Annotated in this window: 22 protein-coding genes and 1 tRNA gene; 11 read left to right on the plus strand and 12 right to left on the minus strand. The window is 56.8% G+C overall.

The window, feature by feature from the left end:
- Positions 1–183: 183 nt before the first annotated feature.
- From mgtE to LG376_RS02865, 3 genes are all read right to left on the minus strand, one after another.
- On the minus strand, positions 184–1,548 hold the full coding sequence (gene mgtE / locus LG376_RS02855) for a magnesium transporter (protein WP_225746111.1): 1,365 nt from the start codon (positions 1,546–1,548) through the stop codon (positions 184–186).
- Between the two features lie 138 nt (positions 1,549–1,686).
- Positions 1,687–1,995: a DUF202 domain-containing protein gene (locus tag LG376_RS02860; protein WP_049377340.1), complete on the minus strand. Its 309-nt coding sequence runs from the start codon at positions 1,993–1,995 to the stop codon at positions 1,687–1,689.
- Positions 1,988–2,350 carry a YidH family protein gene (locus LG376_RS02865; protein ID WP_049377345.1) on the minus strand — a complete coding sequence of 121 codons (363 nt, stop codon included), beginning with the start codon at positions 2,348–2,350 and terminating at the stop codon, positions 1,988–1,990. The genes LG376_RS02860 and LG376_RS02865 overlap by 8 nt, the downstream gene beginning before the upstream one ends.
- 310 nt (positions 2,351–2,660) lie before the next feature.
- Between LG376_RS02865 and LG376_RS02870 the strand changes: the two genes are divergently transcribed.
- From LG376_RS02870 to LG376_RS02880, 3 genes are all read left to right on the plus strand, one after another.
- Positions 2,661–3,227 (plus strand): hypothetical protein, encoded by a 567-nt coding sequence (locus tag LG376_RS02870; protein ID WP_225746112.1) that lies wholly within the window; start codon positions 2,661–2,663, stop codon positions 3,225–3,227.
- Between the two features lie 27 nt (positions 3,228–3,254).
- Positions 3,255–3,638 (plus strand): NUDIX domain-containing protein, encoded by a 384-nt coding sequence (locus LG376_RS02875; RefSeq protein ID WP_225746113.1) that lies wholly within the window; start codon positions 3,255–3,257, stop codon positions 3,636–3,638.
- A gap of 78 nt (positions 3,639–3,716) precedes the next feature.
- Positions 3,717–3,941, plus strand: a complete 225-nt coding sequence (locus LG376_RS02880; protein ID WP_049377337.1) for a hypothetical protein — start codon at positions 3,717–3,719, stop codon at positions 3,939–3,941.
- Positions 3,942–4,020: 79 nt separating this feature from the next.
- Here LG376_RS02880 and LG376_RS02885 read toward each other — a convergent pair.
- Positions 4,021–4,109, minus strand: a tRNA-Ser gene (locus LG376_RS02885).
- 108 nt (positions 4,110–4,217) lie between these two features.
- On the opposite strand from LG376_RS02885, the gene hisC reads away from it, so the two are divergent.
- Positions 4,218–5,270 carry a histidinol-phosphate transaminase gene (gene hisC, locus LG376_RS02890; RefSeq protein ID WP_225746114.1) on the plus strand — a complete coding sequence of 351 codons (1,053 nt, stop codon included), beginning with the start codon at positions 4,218–4,220 and terminating at the stop codon, positions 5,268–5,270.
- A complete protein-coding gene (locus tag LG376_RS02895; RefSeq protein WP_198492366.1) occupies positions 5,271–5,663 on the plus strand; it encodes a phage holin family protein in 393 nt (130 codons plus the stop codon).
- Here the strand turns inward: LG376_RS02895 and LG376_RS02900 are convergent.
- Complete coding sequence (locus tag LG376_RS02900; RefSeq protein WP_198492365.1) at positions 5,660–5,920, minus strand: MoaD/ThiS family protein; 261 nt, start codon at positions 5,918–5,920, stop codon at positions 5,660–5,662. The genes LG376_RS02895 and LG376_RS02900 overlap by 4 nt on opposite strands.
- 59 nt (positions 5,921–5,979) lie before the next feature.
- On the opposite strand from LG376_RS02900, the gene LG376_RS02905 reads away from it, so the two are divergent.
- The 4 genes from LG376_RS02905 to LG376_RS02920 are packed head-to-tail and all read left to right on the plus strand — an operon-like array spanning position 5,980 to position 9,038.
- On the plus strand, positions 5,980–7,116 hold the full coding sequence (locus LG376_RS02905) for a molybdopterin molybdotransferase MoeA (protein WP_225746115.1): 1,137 nt from the start codon (positions 5,980–5,982) through the stop codon (positions 7,114–7,116).
- Positions 7,113–7,592 (plus strand): MogA/MoaB family molybdenum cofactor biosynthesis protein, encoded by a 480-nt coding sequence (locus LG376_RS02910; RefSeq protein WP_198492363.1) that lies wholly within the window; start codon positions 7,113–7,115, stop codon positions 7,590–7,592. The genes LG376_RS02905 and LG376_RS02910 overlap by 4 nt, the downstream gene beginning before the upstream one ends.
- Positions 7,582–8,043 carry a molybdenum cofactor biosynthesis protein MoaE gene (locus LG376_RS02915; protein WP_198492362.1) on the plus strand — a complete coding sequence of 154 codons (462 nt, stop codon included), beginning with the start codon at positions 7,582–7,584 and terminating at the stop codon, positions 8,041–8,043. Before LG376_RS02910 ends, LG376_RS02915 begins: the two co-directional genes overlap by 11 nt.
- Complete coding sequence (locus tag LG376_RS02920) at positions 8,040–9,038, plus strand: ThiF family adenylyltransferase (RefSeq protein WP_198492361.1); 999 nt, start codon at positions 8,040–8,042, stop codon at positions 9,036–9,038. Before LG376_RS02915 ends, LG376_RS02920 begins: the two co-directional genes overlap by 4 nt.
- A gap of 382 nt (positions 9,039–9,420) precedes the next feature.
- Here the strand turns inward: LG376_RS02920 and LG376_RS02925 are convergent, their stop codons facing one another.
- Genes LG376_RS02925 through LG376_RS02945 form a run of 5 tightly spaced genes read right to left on the minus strand, consistent with a single transcriptional unit; the run spans position 9,421 to position 14,253 of the window.
- On the minus strand, positions 9,421–10,272 hold the full coding sequence (locus tag LG376_RS02925) for an alkaline phosphatase family protein (protein WP_198492360.1): 852 nt from the start codon (positions 10,270–10,272) through the stop codon (positions 9,421–9,423).
- A complete protein-coding gene (locus tag LG376_RS02930) occupies positions 10,265–11,368 on the minus strand; it encodes an ABC transporter ATP-binding protein (RefSeq protein WP_198492359.1) in 1,104 nt (367 codons plus the stop codon). Before LG376_RS02930 ends, LG376_RS02925 begins: the two co-directional genes overlap by 8 nt.
- Position 11,369: 1 nt before the next feature.
- Entirely contained in the window at positions 11,370–12,212 is an 843-nt protein-coding gene (locus LG376_RS02935) for an ABC transporter permease (RefSeq protein ID WP_198492358.1), read from the minus strand.
- Positions 12,197–13,114 (minus strand): ABC transporter permease subunit, encoded by a 918-nt coding sequence (locus tag LG376_RS02940; RefSeq protein WP_198492357.1) that lies wholly within the window; start codon positions 13,112–13,114, stop codon positions 12,197–12,199. The genes LG376_RS02935 and LG376_RS02940 overlap by 16 nt, the downstream gene beginning before the upstream one ends.
- Complete coding sequence (locus LG376_RS02945; RefSeq protein ID WP_225746116.1) at positions 13,114–14,253, minus strand: ABC transporter substrate-binding protein; 1,140 nt, start codon at positions 14,251–14,253, stop codon at positions 13,114–13,116. The genes LG376_RS02940 and LG376_RS02945 overlap by 1 nt, the downstream gene beginning before the upstream one ends.
- A 206-nt stretch (positions 14,254–14,459) precedes the next feature.
- Here LG376_RS02945 and LG376_RS02950 point away from each other — a divergent pair, with 206 nt between their 5' ends.
- Complete coding sequence (locus tag LG376_RS02950) at positions 14,460–15,125, plus strand: HAD family phosphatase (protein ID WP_198492355.1); 666 nt, start codon at positions 14,460–14,462, stop codon at positions 15,123–15,125.
- On the opposite strand, the gene LG376_RS02955 is transcribed toward LG376_RS02950, so the two are convergent.
- Together LG376_RS02955 and LG376_RS02960 are read right to left on the minus strand one after the other, a co-directional pair.
- Positions 15,111–15,851 carry a GntR family transcriptional regulator gene (locus LG376_RS02955; protein WP_198492354.1) on the minus strand — a complete coding sequence of 247 codons (741 nt, stop codon included), beginning with the start codon at positions 15,849–15,851 and terminating at the stop codon, positions 15,111–15,113. The genes LG376_RS02950 and LG376_RS02955 overlap by 15 nt on opposite strands.
- A 241-nt stretch (positions 15,852–16,092) precedes the next feature.
- Positions 16,093–17,442, minus strand: coding sequence for an IS256 family transposase (locus tag LG376_RS02960; protein WP_198491812.1), 1,350 nt, complete (start codon positions 17,440–17,442; stop codon positions 16,093–16,095).
- A 331-nt stretch (positions 17,443–17,773) separates the two neighbouring features.
- Here LG376_RS02960 and LG376_RS02965 point away from each other — a divergent pair, with 331 nt between their 5' ends.
- Positions 17,774–19,003: an IS110 family transposase gene (locus LG376_RS02965; protein WP_225746117.1), complete on the plus strand. Its 1,230-nt coding sequence runs from the start codon at positions 17,774–17,776 to the stop codon at positions 19,001–19,003.
- The last annotated feature ends 69 nt before the right edge of the window (positions 19,004–19,072 follow it).

Below are 19,072 nucleotides of genomic sequence, written 5' to 3' on the forward strand. Positions count from 1 at the left end.
GCAGCAGACCGAAAGTTATCCAGTTCACTGCGAAGCATGCACTGACCATACAAAACATGTGACGCAGAAACCATATCCCGCCACATAGAACTACCCCCGCACCCCCACAGAGCACACACTGCACCTGCCCGAAACCAGAAATGAGTCCACCACTTCCTTACCCCCGAGCTAAGGAACGGCGAGTTAGATTCCCAGTACGGTCTTGGCAATCAGGAAGTAGATAATCAGGCCCGTGGCATCGCAGAAGGTAGAGATAAACGGGTTGGAGAATACTGCTGGATCGGCGCCGATGGTCTTAGCCACGATGGGCATAAGCCCGCCGACGGTCGCGGATATGGAACAGATCAAAAACAGCGTCGAGCCGATGACGAGGCCGATGCTTAGGCCATAGACCAAGGTGGCCAGTCCCAAGCCAGCTAGTCCCAGCACCGCGCCGAGCAGCATGCCGACGCGCAGCTCGCGCCACATGACGGCGAGGAGATCGCGCGTGCGGACGTCGCCCAGCGCCAAGGCACGCGTCACCGTGGTCGCTGCCTGGTTGCCGGTATTGCCGCCGGTGCCGGTCAGCAGCGGGATAAAGAGCGAGAGGACTACGGCCTTGGCCAATGTGTCTTCAAAAGAATCGAGCACCTGCACCGTCAGTAGCGCAGAGACGGCCAATACGAGCAGCCATACGATGCGCGAGCGCACCAACTTGAGCAAAGGCGTGGATAGGTACGGTTGCTGAAGTGCCTCGGTGCCGCCAGCACGAGCGGAGTCCTCACTATCTTCTTCTTCCACGATGTCCGTAGCATCGTCCCACGTCAGCAGGCCAACTAAGCGGTGAGAATCATCCACAATGGGCAACGCAAGGATATCCAATGGGAGGAACCAACGCGCGGTTTCTTCCGCGTCAGCACTAGCACGGGCAAAGATGGGGTCGTGCATAATATCGGCCATGGTCAGCGTGGCATCAGCGGTGAAGATTTCGCGCAGGCTGACCACGCCCACAAGACGCCTATCCTCGCGGGTAATGGGCACGGTGTAGATGGTTTCTAGCTCATTCGCCGTCTCCCGCAGTTTAAATAGCGCGTCCTTAACGCTCATCTCTGGGTGGATGACGGGCACCTCGGGCGACATGCGGCGGCCCACCGATCCCTTGTCATAGCCCAGCACCACGCCCGTGACATCACGCTTGGATTGCGTCAGCGAGCGCAGCAGGCGGTCCGCGATTTCCGCGGGCAGCTCATCCAGCAAAGCCACGCGGTCTTCCGGATCAAGCTCATCAAAGAACTCATAGACATCGGCATTGCCCAGCTCATCGATGATATCGGCCTGGTGCTTTGCATCGAGGGCGTCAAAGACGACGATTGATTTCTGGCGCGGCAGCAAGCGCAGGGCCAAGGCTGAGCGGACGGCATTTTGTCGCTCGACGACGGCGATGAGTTCCTGCAGGGGCACCTTCTCCAGGAGTTCCTGGAGGCGTGGGGCCTTGGTGGGGCTAATGGCGTCTTCTTGTTTTAGCCATGCCTCGACAATATCGCTAGCCCGCTCGGTGGTCTCCGCCATGGCCTACCCGCCTTTCCAGCCCCAGGTTATTGACTTCAGCCTTCTTAGACTACGCCATTTGCCCAGAAAATCCGCCAGATATCATCTCTGGCCGCATGAGGACGTCCAAAAGCCACCTCGATGATGACATCGGAACGACTACAGGAATAGACCCCACAGGGCGAAGGCTGCTAGCAAAGAAACCAGACCGGCAGTACTGGCCAAAATGATTGCATGCGGAAGGGGAGTCTGGGAAGAAAGCGCGACGTCAACAAGCGAGGCACGTTGCCACACCGCCAAGACCAGCGCCAGCACCCCGGCGGCAAGGAGGACGAGCGGCAAGAAGACGCGCACACTCACCGCCCGCATCGCACCTAGCAACACTAAGGAAAGGGCCAAAAGGGTGCGCTGCCACGACAGGCGCGTACGCTCTGGTTGCAGGCCGGGATCAAAGGGCCGGTTAGACAAGGAACTCGCCTACCAAAAGCGCACCGGCCACCACCACGATCACAGCAACAAGGACCGGAAGGCCGAAACTAAACGGAAGCGATCGATTCTCTCGCATCGCGCGCTCTGATTGCTTCCAATGCCCCCACGCCACCACGGGCAAGATTATGGCGACTATCAGCATGAAGACCGACACCGCAGCACGCAGGGCGCTTGGAAGGGGAACATCAAAGGCCTCAAGTGCTACTCCGCCAGCAATCAACGCTAGGGAAGTGCGAATCCACGCCAGGAACGTGCGCTCATTAGCGAGCGTGAAACGCGGATCAGGGTCGGTGCCGACTGCAAACACCGAGCGGGGAAACCTCGAGTCACTCATGGGCACCACTTTATATTCATTTATCTCCTACGTCGCGACAAGCCCACGCAAAACTTCGCCTTCCCGTAGCCTCATAGGCACTGGCCAGCCCTCTGAGCAAAGGAGCATCCGCCCCTATGTACCAGCCCGTGTGCAAATTCAGAGTGACCTCCCCAAACGAAGAAAGTTCTTCAGCGAAGAGAACATCGAGCGCGTTAGCACCCCAAATCCGCGCCCCGATCCCACCGTCTTGCGCGCGGCCGTTGTGAGCAACGGCCCTTGCCCCACCAAGAACCATACGAGATTCGACTTCCTCTTACAGCTCTTCCATATGGGTTCCATCGTAATTCTCGGGCTCTTCCCTTTTGCTCTTACGGGACTCGATTTCCGCATCGCTGTGCTCATCAACTTGCCTATCATTGCATTCGGCATTTCCAAGCCCGTTCGCTGGCTGGCCTCGACCCACAATGAGCGCGCTCTACTCCGCAAAGCGTGGGCCAATAATTGGCTCGAGTTTTATCCGATACTGATGGGAAACTTCTACCACTTTGATTCCAAGGAAGAAAAGAACCCTATAGGCGATGACCACTATTACTTCCACCGGGCGCGCATCATGGTGTTCTTTCCTGATGGCTCCACGGAAGTACTACCAGAGCTCGCAACCGTGAAGGCTGTCGACTATCCGCCTGAATTGATGAGGTCAGATGGCACCATCTTTGCGAAACGCCCGGCTGATCTGCGTGTGAGCCCCACCATTAATAATGGCTGGGCGCTACTGACCGTGCTCACCGGTGACCCCGTATCCGCCGGCACTCCCGATATCGGCTTGAATGAGCAGCAGATAGAAGCAGCGCTTGCCCAAGTGGAGCGCGAGTGGGCACCCGGCATTCTGAATTAACCCGCCGCAGCGAGTTATAGTCGGTCCATGATTGAAGTTGCCGCCGTAGTTTTCCGTAATTCCTTTGGCCATGTCCTCACCGTGCGCAAAGATTCTTCCACCAAGTTCCAACTGCCCGGCGGCAAGCTTGAGGCTGGCGAAACCCCCGCACAGGCCGCAGCCCGCGAGGTTGCAGAAGAAATCGGCGTTGACGTCCGCCTCCCAGAGCTTTCCCCGCTCGGCATCTTCGACGCACCGGCCGCCAATGAACCCGGTGAAACCGTACGCGGGCATATCTTTACTTATCCACGCCCCATCCTTGCCCGCGCGGCTGCCGAGATTGCCGAAGCCGCGTGGGTAGACCCCACTAATCCCGATCGCGAGCTCGCCCACCTGCTGCGTGACGAGGTTTTTCCCGCCCTGCATTCCTAGACCCCGGCCGTATCTAAGGCGCTTCCTATTGCGCCTGCTAGGAGGGCAACCTAGAGTTATTTTCATCAGAATTGAGCGATGAAAGGACTGTCCTCCGTGCCGCAGCAATCCACACCCGGACCTATCGTGACGATTACTTTCCTCGTCCTAGGAATCATTAGCTCTATTATCGCGATTCTCATGGTGCTTGCCCTCTTCCACGAGGTCACTTCCCTGCGCGCTGCGGCGTTTACCGGAAGCTTTATTTTCGGCACCGGCACGCTCACACTTTTCCGCCGCTGCGCCAAGTACCAGCACAAATAGCAGATTTCTCCGCTGCATAGAGCCGACGAGAATAGAAAGCGCGAATTAAAAATCCCGAGCGCGCACGCTCGGGATTAGATGGCGGAGATGAGAGGATTCGAACCTCCGGACCCCAGAAGGGTCAACTCCTTAGCAGGGAGCCCCATTCGGCCGCTCTGGCACATCTCCACGGTTCACAAGGAACCTCGTTTGAGAATACCTGCCTGCCCCGCCGCTGCCAAACTAGCCCCCTGCTTTCGCTCCCGCAGCAAAGGCGCAGGCCCTAAAGTGGTATCCATGATTCGCCCCGACCTGAAAGCCATCCCTGCCTACGTCGCTGGTGCGCGCAATGATGACGCACTCAAGCTTTCCTCCAATGAGGCCGCGCACCCGCCCCTGCCAGAGGCAGCCGCGGCCATGGCAGAGGCCGTGACGAAGGCTAATCGCTACCCGGATTTTGCGGCCACCGCGCTGCGCGAGGATCTCGCCGCTCACCTGGGAGTAGATGGGGCGCAGGTGGCGGTGGGCACCGGATCGTCCGCACTGTGCCAACAGTTGGTAGAAATTGCCGCCACTCCGGGCGATGAAATTCTCTTCCCATGGCGCTCCTTCGAGGCCTACCCCATCTTCGCCCAGGTGGTGGGAGCCCACCCCATCCCGGTTCCGCTCCGCACAGACCAGCGCGTGGATCTGCCGGCCATAACGGACAAGATTACGGACAAGACCCGGCTTATCTTCGTGTGCAACCCCAATAACCCTTCCGGCACCACAGTGACCAAGGACGAGTTCGCCGCATTCATGGATGCTGTGCCTGCCGATGTCCTCGTAGCCCTCGACGAGGCCTATATCGAATACAACCGCGCCACCGACACCCCGCTGGGCACGGAGCTAGTGGGCACCTATCCCAACCTGGTGTGCCTGCGCACCTTCTCTAAGGCCTATGGGCTGGCCGGAGTACGCATCGGTTATGCATTTGGCCCGGAAAATATTATCGAGGCCCTCAATAAAGTGGCCATCCCCTTCTCCGCCAGCACCGTGGCGCAGGTTGGTGCCCGCACGGCACTGGCGGCGCAGGATTCGCTGCGGGAGCGCACCGATGAGGTCGTCGGCCAGCGCGAGCGCTTAGAAGAAGCCTTGCAGGAGTGGGGCGTGCCGCATTCCGAGGCGAATCATGTCTGGCTGCCGGCCGCGAATCTGGCCCACCTTGGTACCCCGCAGGAGGTAGCCGCTCGCCTGGCCAAACGCGGCGTGCTCGTGCGCGCCTTTAGCGAGGGCATACGTATTACAGTTACCACCAGGGAAGAAACCGACGCCTTGTTGCAGGCGTGGAACGCAATCATAGGAGGCTAAATGCGATCGCTCATTAACTTCGCCCTGAACGTCTTTGCCATCACGGTGGCGCTGTGGGCGGTGGTCACCGTCATTCCCGGAATCTCCATCAGTCCGGCCGAAACCGGAAACTTCATCGCCATTGCCATCGTCTTCATCATCATTAATGAAGTGGTCATGCCGGTTCTGCGAGTCCTTGGCGCGCCGCTGACCTGCCTGACGCTCGGACTGTTCTCCCTCGTCATCAACGGCGCCGCGCTCATCATCGTGGAGTGGGCGCTCAATACGCTTGACCTCGGAATTGGCCACCTTGTCATCGACTCTTGGGGCGCCGCGATCATCGGCGCCATCGTGCTGTCCATCGTCAGCAGCGTCATCAACTTCTTTACCAGCCCGCTGCGGCAGCGCGATTAGCCGCCCGCAAATGGCGGCAGGACGTCCACCCGGGTGACGCCAGCCAGTGGGGAATCCATGGCGGTGTTCCCGGCGCCGTCGATAAGAAAGCTACAGCGCCCCAATACCTCTTTCAGGCTCATGCCGGCCTCGGTGGTTCCGGCATGTTTCCTGCCCAGCTGCGCCACCAGATCACCCAAGGTGGCGGGGGCTTCTACCTGCTCAGAAGCCACGCCCGCAGCGGCACGGGCGGCGGCGAAATAGTGAACGGTCAACATGCCCTCTACTATGCCCCGCACGCCCGTGCCATGTCGAGACCGCGGGTAAACTAGCCGCCATGCGCACACCCGAGACTCACGCGTGCGAAGTCGCCGCGGCCCTGCCCGCACGCCAAGCCACCACCGTGCCCCTCACCCAGGCGCTCGATATGGTTCTGGCTGCGGATGTCCACGCCGGCTTCCCCTCCCCTCGCTTTGATAACTCCCAGATGGATGGCTACGCCCTCCCGCAGTGCACGGCCGGAACCTACCCGGTGGGCCCCACCATCGCGGCCGGCACTGAGCCCGCCCAGGTACTCGGCAGCCCACTTTCCAGCGCCTGCCCCATCATGACCGGCGCCAAGGTACCGGAAGGAACTGCAGCCATCGTGCCCATCGAGCGCTGCGAACCACAAGAATTCCTCGCTCCGGGTGACCGCATTACCGTGCCAGAGACCTCGCCAGGCCAATTCATCCGCCGCACCGGCTCCGACCTGGAAGAAGGCGCCCTCCTCGCCGCCCGCGGCGATAAGCTCACGCCGGTGCGCTTGGCCGCCCTCGCTTCCCAAGGAATCGACGAGGCAGAGGTCTACCGCTCCGCCCGCATCCTCATCTGCACTGGCGGCGCTGAAATAGGCCACGGCAGCGCCGCCATTCCGGATGCCAATGCACCACTCTTAACGGCAATGGCCGGCCGCGCCGGCATCGACGTCGCGGGCTATATCACTACCGACGATGACCCACAGGCCCTAGAGCGCGCTTTCACGGAAGCCATCGCGCAACACCACCCGGACGCCATCATTACCTCAGGCGGAATTTCCGCCGGGAAATTTGAAGTAGTCCGCCAGGTGCTCGATGGCTGGTTCGGCCACGTGGACCAGCAACCCGGCGGCCCGCAGGGCATCGCCACTTTTCACGACACCCCAGTGATCTGCTTGCCTGGAAACCCCATTTCCACGTTGGTGAGTTTCCGCCTCTTCGTTGCTCCTACGCTCGGTTGGGCTCCGCAGCCTTTCCGCGTCCCCCTGGCCGCGAGCATCGACGGTCTCCCGCACAAGGACCAATTTCGCCGCGGGCGCGTCGATTCCCGCGCCCATATCCTCGGTGGTGCCAGCTCCCACCTGCTCGCCCAAGCGGCAGACGCCACCCATCTCATCCGCATCCCTGCCGATCAACGCCTCGAAGCAGGCGAGGAAGTAGAGGTCTACCCACTATGAGCCCACAGCGCACCGCCCTCGTCATCGTCGCCTCTACGCGCGCCGCCGCGGGCATCTACGAAGATCGCTCCGGCCCCATCGCGGTGGACTTCTTGCGCCGCAAGGGCTTTGACTGCCCCGACGCACGCATCGTCCCCGATGCCGATATTGCCGCAGCTGTTGACGCCGCGTTCGCCGAAAAACCCGCAGTCATCCTGACCTCCGGCGGCACTGGGCTCACCCAAGATGACCAGACGGTAGAAGCCGTAGCACCACATATCACCCGCGAGCTGCCCGGCATTGCGGTGGCCTTCTGGCAGAAGGGATTGGAAACCGTGCCCACCGCGGTGGCTTCTCGCGCCGTTGCCGGCGTCAATGATTCCACCTTTGCCATGACTCTTCCCGGTTCTACCGGCGGGGTAAAAGACGGCTGCGCGGTTTTGGAAGAATTAATCGTTCCGATCGTCGATATGTTAGAAGGAAAACATGAGCACTGATCCCTCCTATGTGGCCGAGCAAACCGGCTGCACCATTAGCACGCTGCTGAGCGATCAACCCCTAGAATCCCTCCTTGCCGCTGCCAAGGAAGAGTCCGTCACGGCCGCCATGGGTGCCGTTGTCACCTTTGAAGGCATTGTCCGCGATCACAATGGCGGCCGGCCGAATGTCACCCTACTTTCCTATAGCGCCCACCCATCCGCGCCAGAGAAGCTGCAAGAGGTCACCGATTCCGTCGCGGCCAACCACCCAGTGCGCCTGTGGGCCGCCCACCGTACAGGTGATCTCAAGGTCGGTGACCTAGCCTTTGCCGTAGTAGCGGCCGCCGCGCACCGCGGCGATGCCTTCCGTGCCGCCGAGGAATGCGCCGATCGCGTCAAGGCGGAGGTCCCCATCTGGAAGGAACAAAGCCACGGCGATGGCTCCACCAATTGGGTGGGCCTGGAATGAGCACCCGCTATGCCCGCCAGGAAGCGCTCTGGGGCGAGGAGGGACAGCGCAAACTCAGCGAAGCCCACGTAGCGGTTATTGGTGCCGGCGGCCTGGGCTCCCCGGCCCTGCTTTACCTAGCCGGGGCGGGCGTGGGCCGCATTTCGCTTTTTGACGACGACGTGGTCTCCCCCTCCAACCTGCACCGCCAAGTCATCCACACCACCGCCGCCATCGGCACGCCGAAGACGGATTCCGCCGCGGCCGCCGTCCGCGCGCTCAATCCAGAGGTGGACATCACCTGTCACGGCCGCCTCGAATCAGCGACGGCACTAAAACAATTGCGCGGCTGCGATCTCATCCTCGACGGCACCGATAACTTCAACGCCCGCTACCTCAGCTCTTGGGCTGCCCACGAGCTCGGCATCCCACACGTATGGGCCTCCATCCTCGGCTTTGATGCCCAGCTCAGCGTTTTCTGGTCCGGCCACGGCCCCGTCTACGAGGATGTCTTTCCCACCGCTCCCGCACCCGGTGAGGTTCCTTCCTGCTCGCAGGCCGGAGTCTTAGGCCCGGTGGTCGGCGTTGTCGGCTCGGCCATGGCGCTCGAAGCCCTCAAGCTCGTCACCGGCGTGGGCACTCCACTCATCGGCACGCTCGGCTACTTCGATGCCCTTTCCGGTACCTGGGAATACATCCCGCTCCAGTCCACCGGCGCGCAACCAACCCAACCTGCCGACGCCCCCGAGGTCCGCGAGATTCCCCCGCGCGCCCCGCTTATCGACGTCCGCACCTCCCCCGAGCGTGCCCAATCCGCGATCCCCAATTCCACGCACTTTGAGCTCGACCGCATCCTCGGCGGCGAAAACCCCGACATCGAACCGGATGCTCCGGCCATTATCTACTGCGCCAGCGGCATGCGTTCCGCACAAGCCGTAGACGTGCTCCGCCAGCGAGGTTTCACCAACGTCGTCTCCCTGCGCGGCGGCATCAATTCCTGGCTCGAGCAGCCTTAATCCGCAGCAAGAGGATAGTCGCTCTGAGTATCGAACGCTCAATTGAGAGTGTCTCAGAAACAACAAAAGGCGAATGTCTTAGGAAAAATTGCATAGCTTGTCTCTGTGCCAGCATCGGCCCTAAAATCTAAGTCTGTGATTAGAGTAGTCGAATCTGACTAGTCCGTTTTTGAGAATGTCAGGGAGTTTATGTGTGAAGCACATTCTAGATCAGAACCACACACAAACTCCCTGACGCTCTCTTAGAGCACACGCAGCAGTAAGTACCAGAACGGAAAAGTAGGTGACCTACTCTCCCAATTAGTTGCGGTACTACGAGATTTAGAGAGAAGGGCTCCTTCATTGGGTTTGGCACCTTCTGAAGAAGCCCCTGTGGAGAGTTCTAGGATTTCCGTTCAGCAAGAATGTGAGAAGCGAGTCTGTATGGTTCAATCTGGGAGGGCCAGGCTGGCAGATCCCCTGTCGGGGACCATGCAACAACCCATGATTCGCGTTCGCGTTCTGAGCTTCCGCCGTGACCGCCCTCATCGATGTGGCCGTGGTCGGTAGTGACGACAACGAGCCAATCTTCACCACGTTCTGTGGCACGTTTAGTTACAGCATCCACGAGCCGTTCGACATGCTGATCAACGGATCTAATAGCATCACGATATTCATCTCCTGTTAAGCCATAAACATGTCCGGCATCATCAACACTGCAGCAATACGTAAAACCAACATCGAAGCTCCCACCATGGATTGCGGCGAGAGTGAAATCCGTAATTTCAGCATCGATCCGTTCGTAGCCGTAGGTCTCACCGTCGCGGACTATGACACGGTGAAGCCCGGCGTATTGTTGCTCGATTCGAGGATGAATAATGGGGCCAAGCCCACTGGGGTCTACGAGGACAGGCCAGCCTGCTGCAGCGAAAGTCCGAGTCGACTGGTCGTGGTAGAAGGCTTGCGAAAGGAAGTCAGGACGGCTCCATGTTCTTCCACCTACGCAGCTATTGTCCCTAAGCCCGTGCTGTTCATGGGTGGATCCGGTCAGAATGCTTGCCCAGCCCGGCGCGGATATCGTCGGGACCTCCATCTGCATGGAATGCCAGCTTCCTTCGTCAGCGAGTTTCTGAAGTGTTGAGCCAACTTCAGGTTCGGCAGCAATATCCCAGCGAACGCCGTCCAAACCAATAAGTAGGATCCGACGATCCGAATCTACGGATTCGGGTGTTGCCGTGTTGCCCGGGTTACGCATTAGCGCTCCTTTGCTTATTGAAGGATTGCGCCTCAGATACCTCGTCAGTGGTTGCGCTATCGACTACGGCATCGTGACGCAAAGTTTCCAGCCTGACCTGGCTTCCAGTGGGGAATTCGCTTGCTTCGCGGTCGGACATATCGACACGAATCACAGTGCTGCCAGGGCCTGTAAGCATAACCGAGGTGAAAATTCCGCGGAGCTGCTTGTTAAGGACTCGATACTGGCCTTTGGGATCGGAGGTGATGCGAAGGTCTTCGGGACGAATGAGACAGGCCAAGATATTTCCGTCCTGCGGATCTATCTCTGAATTGACAACATCGACGCGGGTGCCAAGTACATCGACAGAACCCGCATTATACACCCCACAGATACGATTAACGACGCCGACGAATTGAGAAATAAACGGCGAACGAGGATGGTGGTAAAGCTCTGAGGGCGAGCCAATCTGCTCAATCACGCCGTTATTCATGACACCAATGCGATCCGCCATCACGAGGGCTTCCTCCTGGTCGTGAGTAACCAAGAGGGTAGAAATGCCCTCTGAAAGCTGGATACGCCGAATTTCATCACGCAATTGGGTTCGCACCTTCGCATCGAGAGCCGAAAGAGGCTCGTCGAGGAGCAGAAGCTGCGGTTCGATTGCTAAGGCTCGGGCAAGAGCAACACGCTGTTGCTGACCCCCTGACATTTGACCCGGAAACTTGGTCGTATGCTCCGACAACCCAACGAGCTCCAATAGTTCACCGGCACGGTTGCGGCGATCGATCTTGTTTCGCCCTTTAATCTTGAGGCCATAAGCGACATTGTCAATTGCATCGAGGTGTGGAAACAACGAATAAGCCTGGAAAACAATGCCCATGTTGCGCCGGCGAGTAGGCAAATAGGAAATATCATCGCCATCAATGCACACGGACCCTTCGTTAGCATGCTCAAGGCCGGCGAGAATCTTCAGTGTAGTGGATTTACCACAACCGGAAGGGCCTAGGAGAGCTACGAGCTCAGCCTTACCGATTTCCAAATTCAGGTTATCGAGTACGGTTTTGGAACCGTAACGTTTGGTGATGTTCTTGAGTTCTACGTGAGAAGAATTCACGCTAGTTTTCCTTTCGCGAGGAATCGAATTTTGCAATTGCTGAGATGGATGCCATCAAAGCCCAAGTAATGAGAATCGTGATGAAGGAAAGAGCCGCAATACCACGCGGATTCCCTCGGGATACCTCAACGATGAAGACTGGGAAGGTGTAATGCAGGAGCAGCGATGCGATTGCGAACTCACCCAAAGTCATCGCGATGGACAGAAGGGAAGCCGAAAGCATGGATACCCGAAGGTTGGGCAACACGACGTTAAACAAGGTCTGCATTGATGTAGCGCCGAGTGAAGAGGATGCTGCAAACATGGTCTTGAGGTCCAAAGCTTTAACTCCAGCATCGATTGCCCGATAGCAAAGCGGAAGAGCCACTATGACGTAAAGGGGCACCAGTGACCATTTCGATACGAGAAACGACGGCGCGACTACCTGATAGAACTCGGATACGCCGGAAACCAACGCAACGGCGGGAATAACCAGCGGAAGTACAGAAAGTAGTTCAGCAATTCTTGCAAGCTTCGAGGACGTAAGGTTCAAGAAGACGATGGTCGGTACTAGAAGAACGAGCATCATTAGGGTGGTTGCGAGTGCAAGCAACAAGGTGTCGATAACAGCCGACATCGCGCGCGGATTTTCAAAAGCCGATAGCAGAGGTTCGAATGTGAAACCGTCACCGGGACGAGTGAAACCGAAGACTGCGGCAGCAACCCAAGGGCCAAAGAAGAAAATGAGTGCAATGACAAAAATTGTCGTCACAACCCAGTTTGTTTTACCCCCTTTAGATCGTGAATTCTTAGGAACTGAGGAGGTAATGGGGGATGATGGCAAGCTAGCTAGTTGCTGAGCCATTTGTCACTCCTTCGGGTAAGCACAAGGCGCAGGCCCATTGCTACGAGAATGATGATCATCATCCACGTCACGAGGGCAGCAGCAAGTCCTGGATTGAGCAACACATTTCCGCTGATGAGGAATCCGACGACGATTGGAATGAGGTTGAGTGAACCACCTGAAAGCGCATATGCCGTCGCGTAAGCAGCGAAGGCGTTCGCAAAAAGTAGAAGCAGCGAGCCGACAATCGGAGGCCACAGCACTGGCAAGGCCACATCGCGGAGATATTGGGTCTTGGTGGCTCCCAGCGATGAGGCTGCGTCGAACCATTCTTTCTTCAAAGCGCTCATGGACGGCAGCATGAGAACCGTCATCAAAGGAATCTGGAAGTAGAGGTACACCAGAGTTACGCCGGCGAAGTCCGTGATAGAAAAGATTTCACCAAAGGCCGGGAAAATTTTCTGAATGAAACCAGTGAGTAGGCCTTGAGCGCCGAGCAGAGCTGTGAAAGCATACGCTAATTGAACGCCACCTGATTGCGCAGCTAAACCGGAAAAGCTATTCACTAGGTTCGAAAGCCAACGCGGACCGGACTTTCTCGCAGTCAATGCCCAAGCGATAATAAGACCGAACAACCCGCCAACAATAGTGGTAAGAAGAGAAAGATTCAGAGTTAGCAGGAAAGCTCCCCTGTAGGTAGGACCAATTGCTTCAACCATTGTTTCCGTTGAAGGGTTTCCCGTGGCATCTTTGAAGGCGGTAAAGAGATTCGCAATGAGAGGGACGATTAGAAACGCTGCGACAAAGACGAAGTAGGGGAGGGCACCAGCAATAGATGACAATGTAACTCCGCTAGCACGAGATTTCATAGACTTCGGCTTTCCTTTTTGGGGTTCTTTGGAATCAGGTATCGTCAGCGTCATTAGTACTTGACCTTCTGAGCCCATTGCGTAGCGATTACGGAATTGCCCTTGTCTCCTTGAGCTGAATTCGGGACCTTGACCTTCTCAACGACTTTTGGATCCGGAAGAGTGGACAGGGCTTTATCGGAAAGCTTCCCTGCCTGGGACAGTTCGGTAAACCGGGCAGGCACAGCACCGCCCAGCGCGTATTGTTCGGATCCCTGGTCTGATGTGAGCCAATCGATCCATAGGCGGGCAGCGTTCGGATGCGGAGAATCAATGGTGCAAGGCTGAGCGTAGTAATTGCCGAATACACCGTCTTCTGGAACATGCATCTCGAAATCCACCCCGTCCTTCACCAACTGATCCTGCACTCCAATCCAGTTGTAGTTCCAGTCGAAGATAACTGAAGCTTCTCCTGTAGTCATTCCTGGAGCCGGATCCAAGATGGGAACGAGGTGTCCCATGTCTGCAAGTTCAGCGAAGAAGTCAATACCGGGCTGAATGTCGTCCAGAGAACCTCCATTAGCAAGTGCTGCGGCAAAGACAGTGGCGATGGATGATGCTCCCTGACGTGGATCACCAGGTAGCGCAATCTTGCCCTTGTACTGGGGATCCTTGAGATCCTGGAAAGCCGTAGGAACATCGACATTTTTCTTGTTGACACCGAAAGTAAGGACACCGTAGTAGGCGCCCACCCACATGCCGTCCTTATCCTTAAGATCCTCCGGGATTGCATCCCAATTAGACGGCTTGTATGGCTCAATGAGCTTCTGGTTGATCGCCGGAGTGGTGAACGAGTATCCAATGTCGAGAATGTCAGGCTGCGTTTCTTGGCCACGAAGGTTCTTAACCGCCTCAAGTTCTTCAGCGGATGACGCATCTGGTGAGTCAACCTTGATCTTCACCCCGTACTTTTCTTCGAACTTTTGGAAATGCCCCTTGTAGTTTGCCCAGGTCTCGGGGTAAGCAATGAGGCGAACTTCGCCCTCTTCCTTGGCAAGCTTGATTATTTCGTCGATGTTTTGACCGACATTACGGTTAGCGGAGGATGTGGAGCCATTTCCACCGCAAGCAGCAAGGGTTGTACCTGTCGCGACAAACCCCGCGCCGAGACCGAGTGCTTGGAGGATAGTGCGCCGGGACAAAGTATTGGACATCTGGGAATCCTTTCGAGTCCGGATCAAAAAGAGGATCGTTTTCTGGACAGTGGAGATTTTGGCACCTCATTATTTCCCCTAGGTTCCGTCAAGGTTAACTTTGGTAGAAGATAATTTAATACCTTTAAGCTAGTGTTCCTGTCCTTTAAAAGACTTGCTTAAGATGATTTTTCAAGTAGCAAGACTAATGAACGACAGGAGACAATATGGCCTTTGAAGAGCGGGTACGGAGTGTCTCAGCGGTAATTTTCGATTTCAACGGAACCATGAGCAATGACGAGGTGGTTCTGGAAAAGTCCTATGACATTGCTCTGAGGAGCTTGAATCTTGAACCATTGAGGGAAGGCGAATACGAAGCCCTCCTCGGTCTTAGCGACTTGGATATCTCACACAACTTGTTGGTTATTCGCCGCTCATCTCACAGTGTTGAGGATCTGCTCGAAGAGCTGATCGAGGCGTACTTAACCTTAAGTCATGGGGCAGGTTTAATTGGGAGCAATACGATAAAGCTTGTAAATGAACTGCAGAACCTAGGCAAGAAGGTAGGAGTAGTTACCGGCACCTTCAGAAAGCTTCTAGAACCTGTTCTGAAGGAAAATGGCCTCGATAGTCTACTTCCCTACACCGTGACCGTTGAAGATGTCAGCAGAGGTAAGCCATCTCCCGAAGGGTTTTTCCAGGGGGCTGGAACTCTGGGGGTGGCACCAAATGATGTGTTAGTTTTCGAGGATTCCGGAGCCGGTATAAAAGCAGCACGTGCTGCGGGTATGGGGACAGTTGCTGTAGGTCCGAATGAAAAGGCGAAATGCTTAGCGGAATACTCATTCGCGTCGATGGAAAAGGCGGCTCATGCAGCCCTACGCGCCTGGTGAAGGGGCTGTAACAATTTCCACTTGCGCTAGGTCGCACCGTAGAACGTCACGTGAAAATTCAATAGGAGCGTCGGTCTCTTCGAAGGTGGTCCTTTTTACCCTAAGGATCGGTTGATTGGGACGTAATTGAAGCTTCTTCTGTTCCCACGAAGTGGGAACTTCAGGAGTAATAGTTTCTTTTTTGTGCGCAGGCTTTACGTTGTAGCGCTCAGCGAGGAGCTCGTAGAGCGATCCGGTGAGGTCTTGGTCCAGCAAATCTGGTGCGGCGCTAATGGGAAAGTATGAGTCTTCAATGAGCATCGGTACTCCGCTGACTTTGCGTAGTCTTACGAGTCGAAAGACTTGGGACCGTGGTTCAAGCTGTAATTCATCGGCAATTTCGTTCTGTGCAGAGACCAAATCTGTTGCCAAAACCTGAGATTCAACAGTCCGGCCTCGAGCCCTAAGCTGTGGAAGAAAGCCCTCAATCCTGTTTATCTCAACAGTTGGAGGCGTGGATTTGATGAAGGTCCCGCCACCTCGGCCTCGTCGGCGTTCAATGAGATCCTCTGCTCCGAGAATATCGAGGGCCCGCCGAACCGTAATTCGCGATGCTTCAAATTGTTCCGACAGCGTGCGTTCCGATGGAAGCGCGTTTCCTGGCCGCAATTCGCCGTTAGTAATCCGGGAACGCAGTTCATCGGCAATATGGAGATAAAGATGCGTCTGGCGATCAAGGCTGTACACGGGCACCACCTTACTAGTTGGCTGAACACAGATCCGGGCGACCAGAGGGGCGCTATTGTGTATGGAATCTGGATGTGCTGGCTGTCATCCATCACCTTCTTTAATGTTTTCGGCCCGCGCACGATACCCGAAGCAGGAAGCATTAAGCGAAAAATTAATAAAATCTTAGATGAATTACTGGATTGAGCTGCAGTATTGCAATAATTGAGAGTGTCCGATTCTTTGTGTGCGGGGGCTTGGTTTACAAGTAGTCCGCGAATCGGTTGGGGTAAGCCACGGCTAGTTGGTTGATGGCTTGTTTCCACCCGGTGGCTTTCGCTCCTTCAATATAGCCGTTGCACTCAACGTCGCGCTTTGCTTTCTTCGCTCGCTGCGCAGCGCGCTTGTCTTCGATGTTGCAGATCATCAGCCAAAGCGTCTTCAGCGCTGCGGTATCGTTCGGGAACTGGCCCCTGTTACGGGTAGCTTTACGCAGTTCAGCATTCAGCGACTCGATCGAATTGGTGGTGTAGAGCACCCGGCGTGCCGCCGGCGGAAACTGTAGAAACGGCACGAACCGCTCCCAAGCGTCGCGCCAGACTTTGACCGACTGCGGGTATTTCCGGCCCAGTTCACTGGCTTCGAACGCATCCAAGGCGGCACGTGCGGTGTCCTCGTTTGCGGCCGTGTAGACCTCACGCAGCGCCCGGGAGACACCTTTGCGGTCCTGATACGACACCCACCTGTTGGCCGCCCGAATCAGGTGCACGATACAGGTTTGCACCATGGAATTCGGCCAGGTTGCCTCAACTGCTTCAGGCAGGCCTTTGAGCCCGTCGCAGCACACGATGAACACGTCCTGGACACCGCGGTTGGCTAGATCCGCACACACCGATGCCCAGAATGCGGCACCTTCATTGTCGGCGATCCACAATCCCAGGATGTGCTTGATGCCGTCCATATCGACACCAACCGCCATGTAGCAAGCCTTGTTGACCACGCGGTGGCCGTCACGGATCTTCACGCGCAGCGCGTCGAGGAAGATCACCGGGTAAAACTCGTCGAGCTGGCGGTTTTGCCAGATCATGACCTCGTCCAAGACCGCATCGGTAATGGTGCTGATCGTATCCGGACTCATATCCACCCCAAGCGTGGTTGCGAGATGGTGCTGAATATCGCGCACGGTCATCCCGCCGGCGTAGAGCGAGATAATCATGTCGTCGAGCTCTGTGAGCCTGCGTGCACCCTTGGGCACCATCCGGGGAGTAAACGTGCCAGCACGATCCCTAGGCACGGTCACCTCAACTGCGCCGTAGCCAGAATTGACGGTCTTGGTGTACGACCCGTTACGGTGATTATTCTCCTGTGCGGTTTCGACCTGGGATTTCGCTTTGCGGTCGCAATGGCCGTAGCCCAAGTGCGCATCCATCTCCGCCTTAAGGCCAGCGTTGATCGATGCCTGTAGCAGGCCTTTGACCAGCTCGCTTGCATCATCAGCGGAGCTCGACAACTCGCTAATCAAGCTGGCGATTTCAGAATTTTCCATCAGCTTCTCGCTGATCTCGTTGACCCTCGCCGGGTCATGGTTCTTCTTCGGTGACACCGTAGTCATTATCGGTGAAACTCCTTCTAGATCAGAGCCTCACACACAAACTTCCTGACGCTGATAATGGGAATACAGGATCGGAACCACGTGGAATGACCCACTTCTTGACTGGCCATGATCTCCTCATGTGCCTTCAGCGTGATCTGTCTTCCATGTTAGTTCCGACCCTGTACCGCAATCTGGTGAATCCGCCCATGACCTTATAGGAGCGTGACGTCTCCACCGTGACCACCCCGGCAGGTGTCTAGTGTAGTCGTCCCATCAGCGTCTTGTCTGCCCGGAAACCCCGGATCGCGGGTCACCCGCACGTTTGCTCACAGACAGGACCTGATCCCCAATGTCTACCACTTTCGACTGCCCCACCGGCCCCGTTGCCGGAATCGACACCCACACCGATACCCACACTGTTGCCGTTATTTCGGACACCGGCCGGCACATCGCCACCGACACCTTCCCCGCCACCAACCCTGGCTACGTGGCGATTTCAGAGTTCATGGCAACCTACGGTGTCACCACCGTCGGTGTGGAAGGAACCAGCTCCTATGGAGCAGGCCTGACACGCCACCTTCGCACCCAGAAATACTCAGTCGTAGAAGTCTTACGCCCTACCCGGGCCTTTCGACGCCGGGACGGCAAATCAGACCCCGTTGATGCTGTCGCTGCCGCCCGCCAGGTGCTCACCGGGGAAGCCTTAAGCATCCCGAAAGACACTTCCGGGCCAGTGGAATCCCTCCGTGGGTTGCAGATCACCCGCCGTCAGCTCGTGATGACAGCAGCGAAACTGATGACAACGATCAAATCGTTGCTGGTCACAGCACCCGATGAGATTCGACGCCGCTATAGTGCGATGTCCACATTGGTCATGGTGGAGGCCTTGTCCCGGTGCCGACCATCAGCTGACCTGGCCGACCCCAGAAATGGGGTGCTCCTCGCGTTGAAGACATTAGCCACCACCTATCGTGATTTACAGAAACAGGGTACGCAGCTGGAAAAACACATCAGTATCCTGGTTGAGATGATCAATCCGCATGTGACCTCGATATTTGGGTGTGGTTCCGTGGTGGCTGCTGATCTGATTGTCAGTGTGGGGGATAATCCAGGCCGGATTCACTCCGAGGCAGCATTAGCTCATCTGTGCGGGGCCGCACCGATTCCGGCTAGTTCTGGACGGACTCATCGGCACCGTCTCAACCGGGGTGGTGATCGTCGGGCGAATTCTGCGTTGCATCGGATCGCGTTGGTGCGGATGCATCATGACCAACGCACCAGGGACTACGTAGCCAAACGCACCAAGGAAGGATTGTCGAAAAAGGAGATCTTACGGTGTCTGAAACGCGCCATTGTCAGGGAGGTCTACCGGGTGTTGTGCTTGGGTCAGGCCGTTCTTCCAACGGGCCAGGTAGAGGTTGATGAACTCAAAGCTCGACGGATCGAGAGGCAGTTATCGCAAGCCCAGGTTGCTGAAAAACTCGGGTGTGCCCCGGCGAGAATCAGTGATATCGAAACCGGCAAGCGCCCTTTGCCGGAGTTGAGGTTGGCTTATGAAGAACTTCTCAAATCAGCTTGACACAACATAGGAGCATCACCCTCCAATAATTCCCCCCTCGAAATACGCAACCGTTGACACATCATTCAA

This window comes from Corynebacterium sp. Marseille-P4611, assembly GCF_916618765.1.
Lineage (GTDB): Bacteria > Actinomycetota > Actinomycetes > Mycobacteriales > Mycobacteriaceae > Corynebacterium > Corynebacterium marquesiae.